Source organism: Streptosporangium fragile (assembly GCF_039534445.1).
Lineage (GTDB): Bacteria > Actinomycetota > Actinomycetes > Streptosporangiales > Streptosporangiaceae > Streptosporangium > Streptosporangium fragile.
In genome coordinates this window covers 1-3,685 of the sequence record NZ_BAAAVI010000153.1, presented here as the reverse complement: position 1 = coordinate 3,685, position 3,685 = coordinate 1, and the positions used below count along the sequence as shown (strand labels likewise).

Here is a 3,685-nt window from a genome sequence, read left to right as displayed (position 1 = left end):
TGACGGCACGGTTGTTCAGCACCAGCGACACCGTCGTCTGGCTCACACCCGCCATACGGGCGATGTCCTGCTGGGTGAGGCGTCGGGCCACGATCCGTTACATCCTCTTCCGAGTTAATGCGCATTAGTTGGAGTGGGGCCTCATTCTGCGATCCGCTCCCGACGCCCGTCAAGGGGCAATTTTTCCTGTAGTAATTCGTATTAGCCTCTTGACGACGGCGCCGGATCGGAAGAGCCTTCGATCAGCCGCACCGCGACGCGCGGTAAGTGTGATCGCGTTTCGGGGCTCAGGAGAGACGGAGCCCCGGGGCTCGTGGACGGAAAGCTCCGGAGCTCGTGAGACAAGAGCCTCAGGGCTCTCGGATGGAGAGAGGAGCCGTCCGTGGAGCACGGTCGCGCCGTCACCCGCCGACCGTCTCGGGAACACCCCGGCCGCGGACGACCCCGCCGCCGTCGCCCGTCAACGCTCGCGGTTCCGGTGCGCCCCCCTGCCCGGGAGGGATGGAAGGTCCTGGACCTGCTGAAGGCCGGCCGGGGCAGACCACTCCAGGGGCAGGCGACACCAGGGGCAGGCGACACCAGGGGCGGCGCGCTCGACGCTGCCGGGGACGCCGCAGGGCCACCACTCCGAAGTGCGCCGACGCAACCGCGCGCACCCGATGACACCGGTCTCACCGGCGCCCCGATCCGCATGCCCGCCCCGACGGCGGACGATCGCCTACGCCGCGGTGGACGGCCGCGAGCGGCGGGTGTCGCCCCGGTTCCGCCCGACGGTGCTCCACACCCGGACGGGCGCCCTGCGCGGCGGGACGGCCTGCGCGCCGGGCGTCTCCGGCTCTTCCCACGCCGCGATCCGCACGCGATCCCGGGCTTCCTCACGGGCGATCAGGGCCCGCGCCCACGCCGTCAGCGCCAGGCTCCAGACCTCCCTCACCCTGCTCAGCTCGGCGGACGATCCGCCGTCGCCCCGGCGGACCCGCTCATATTCGGCGGTGGCCGATTCGACCTCGTGGCGTGCTTCACGGAGCCGGTGATCCTCGGCCGACGGTTTTCCCTCATCCGGCGCGGCGATCTTCTCCGCGGCGGCGAACGGTTTACCCATCCGGCCCGGATTACCCGACCGGTCTTGGATTTCCTCGCGGGCGATGAGCGATCGCGTCCACTCCATTAGCGCCCAACTCCACACCTGGCGCGCGTGATTCAGATCGAAGGACGATTCCCCGTCCGCCTCGATCGCGCGCTGCGCCTGGCCATAGCGGTACTGCGCCCAATCCAGTTCGCGACGCGCCTCCCGGAACGAGAGATCCGCTTCCTCGCGCGAGATCGACGCCGGACTCACCAGCCGTTCCTCCATAACACGGGAGGTTACGTGGGCCCTCCGACAAAAATCGGCGACCGGGTCGGAAACGGCTGTTTCCGGGAGCGATCAATCCGCGGTGAATGGGATTTCCCCCGTCGGCCGGGCCGGCCTGCCGACTGCGATAAAGACGGTGGCGGAAAAGACGACAACGCCCTGCCCGGCGCGGGCGGATACGCCGGCCGGTCCGGTCACCGGCGACCCGGCGAATGCGGAACCGCCGGCCGTGATCCGCTACCGTACTGATCGGCGAACTGTTGCGAGGTGCCTCGCGCCGGCGAGGAGAATCGGGAAGCCGGTGTGATTCCGGCACGGGCCCGCCGCGGTGACCGGGGAGTCTCCGCCCACGCGCGCATGCGCAGCCACTGGCCCTCACGGGCTGGGAAGGCGGGCGGTCGGGCGTCGATCCGGGAGTCCGAAGACCGGCCTCGCGCCCACCGCCCCGGCAGGGGCATGCACGCAGCGGGAGCCTGCCCATGGACAGCCAGCTTTACGACGTCATCCACCGCCGCCGCGACGTGCGCGCGGAGTTCACCGGCGCACCCGTCCCCGACGAGGTCCTGCACCGGATCCTGTCGGCGGCCCACGCCGCACCCAGCGTCGGGCTCTCCCAGCCCTGGGACTTCATCCTCGTGCGCGACGCCGCCGTCCGCGACGCGTTCCACGAGCACGTCCAGCGTGAACGGGCGGCCTTCGCCGCGGCCCTCGACACCGCCGCCGCGGCCCGGTTCGCCCGGATCAAGATCGACGGAGTGCGGGAGTCCACGCTGTCGATCGTGGTCACCTACGACCCGGACCGGGGCGGCCCCGCCGTGCTCGGCCGCCACGCCATCGCCGACGCGGGGCTGTACTCGGTGTGCCTGGCCATCCAGAACCTCTGGCTGGCCGCCACCGCCGAGCGTCTCGGCGTCGGCTGGGTGTCGTTCTACCGCGAGCCGTTCCTGCGCGACCTGCTCGCCATCCCCGCCACGATCCGCCCGGTCGCGTGGCTGTGCGTCGGTCCGGTGACCCACGTCGAGACCGTCCCCGATCTCGAACGGCACGGCTGGCGGCGCCGGCGCCCCCTGGAGGCCGCCGTCCATCACGACCGCTGGTGACCCGATCCCCATCGATCCGCCCGTGTCCGTCCCGGGAACGGGCACGGAAAATCGAGTGAGCAGGCGAGCGGGGCCGGACGGTAAGCTTCACCGACCGCGACGGCACCCGGACCACCGCGTACGCGCCGGGCCCCGGCCCCGGACCGGCCGGGGCGCCCGCATTCACCGGAAGACAGGGGAACCTCACCGCGAGCACGCCGGGAAGCGGTGTTCCACAGCCCGACAGGAGACCACGCGCGTTGTCCGAGAGCCACGATCACGCAGCACCCCTCCCCGGCGCGGGCCGCCCCGGCCTGCGCGCCGACTGCGAGCGCTGCTTCGGGTTGTGCTGCGTCGTGCCGGCCTTCACGGCCTCGGCGGACTTCGCGGTCGACAAGGCCGCCGGGCAGGCCTGCCCCAACCTGCAGCAGGATTTCCGGTGCGGCATCCACCGGGACCTCAGGCAGCGGGGCTTCCCGGGGTGCACCGTCTACGACTGCTTCGGCGCCGGGCAGCAGGTCTCCCAGGTCACCTTCGGCGGGCAGGACTGGCGGCGGGCCCCGCACACCGCGAAGCAGATGTTCGAGGTGTTCCCGATCATGCGGCACCTCCACGAGCTGCTGTGGTACCTGACCGAGGCGCTGACGATGCCCCCGGCCCGCCCGCTCCACGGCGAGCTCCGCCGCGCGCTCGACGAGATCGACGCCCTCACCCGCACCGGTCCCGACGCCCTCGCGGACGTGGACGTGGCGGCGCGCCGGCGAGACGTCAACGTCCTGCTGCAGCGCGCGAGCGAGCTCGTGCGGGCCCGGGTCCCGCGCGGGAGGACGAACCGCCGGGCGGAGCAGAGGGGCGCCGACCTCATCGGGGCCAACCTCCGGGGCGCCGACCTGCGGGGGGCCAACCTCCGGGGGGCGTACCTCATCGGGACCGACCTCCGGGGCGCCGATCTGGGAGTGGCGGACCTCACCGGGGCCGACCTGCGGGGCGCCGACCTGCGGGGCGCCGACCTCTCCGAGAGCATCTTCCTCACCCAGTCCCAGCTCGACGCGGCGAAAGGGGACGCCACCACGAAGGTGCCGCCGTCGCTCGCCCACCCGGCGCACTGGGCGCCCTCGGGCACGCCGCACGCCGGGCCGGCGGCATCCGGCGGGGCCGCGCCCCGGAACCGGGCCCCGGTGTCCCGGCGGAGCCGGCGGAACACGGGCCGGTGAAGCGCGAGCCGGCGGGGCGCGGGCCGGTCCGCGCCCCG

4 protein-coding genes and 1 riboswitch are annotated in these 3,685 nt (G+C 72.8%); of the genes, 2 read left to right on the top strand and 2 right to left on the bottom strand.

The genetic code is table 11. The annotated features are described in order from the left end of the window. Together ABD841_RS41070 and ABD841_RS40290 are read right to left on the bottom strand one after the other, a co-directional pair. Positions 1-91 (bottom strand): LacI family DNA-binding transcriptional regulator (locus tag ABD841_RS41070; RefSeq protein ID WP_425582125.1); only part of this gene is annotated, 91 nt, incomplete at its 3' end. A 627-nt stretch (positions 92-718) separates the two neighbouring features. Then, complete coding sequence (locus ABD841_RS40290; protein WP_344982332.1) at positions 719-1,354, bottom strand: hypothetical protein; 636 nt, start codon at positions 1,352-1,354, stop codon at positions 719-721. Positions 1,355-1,602: 248 nt separating this feature from the next. Continuing rightward, positions 1,603-1,802, top strand: a riboswitch (cobalamin riboswitch). A gap of 31 nt (positions 1,803-1,833) precedes the next feature. Between ABD841_RS40290 and bluB the strand changes: the two genes are divergently transcribed. Continuing rightward, the gene (gene bluB, locus ABD841_RS40285; protein ID WP_344982331.1) at positions 1,834-2,454 is read left to right on the top strand and encodes a 5,6-dimethylbenzimidazole synthase; all 621 of its coding nucleotides are present in this window, start codon (positions 1,834-1,836) and stop codon (positions 2,452-2,454) included. Between the two features lie 239 nt (positions 2,455-2,693). Beyond that, the gene (locus tag ABD841_RS40280; RefSeq protein ID WP_344982330.1) at positions 2,694-3,647 is read left to right on the top strand and encodes a pentapeptide repeat-containing protein; all 954 of its coding nucleotides are present in this window, start codon (positions 2,694-2,696) and stop codon (positions 3,645-3,647) included. The last annotated feature ends 38 nt before the right edge of the window (positions 3,648-3,685 follow it).

Coding starts and splice junctions, on each gene's coding strand:
- bluB (WP_344982331.1), top strand. CDS start 1,834: ATGGACAGCCAGCTTTACGACGTCATCCACCGCCGCCGCGACGTGCGC.
- ABD841_RS40290 (WP_344982332.1), bottom strand. CDS start 1,354: ATGGAGGAACGGCTGGTGAGTCCGGCGTCGATCTCGCGCGAGGAAGCG.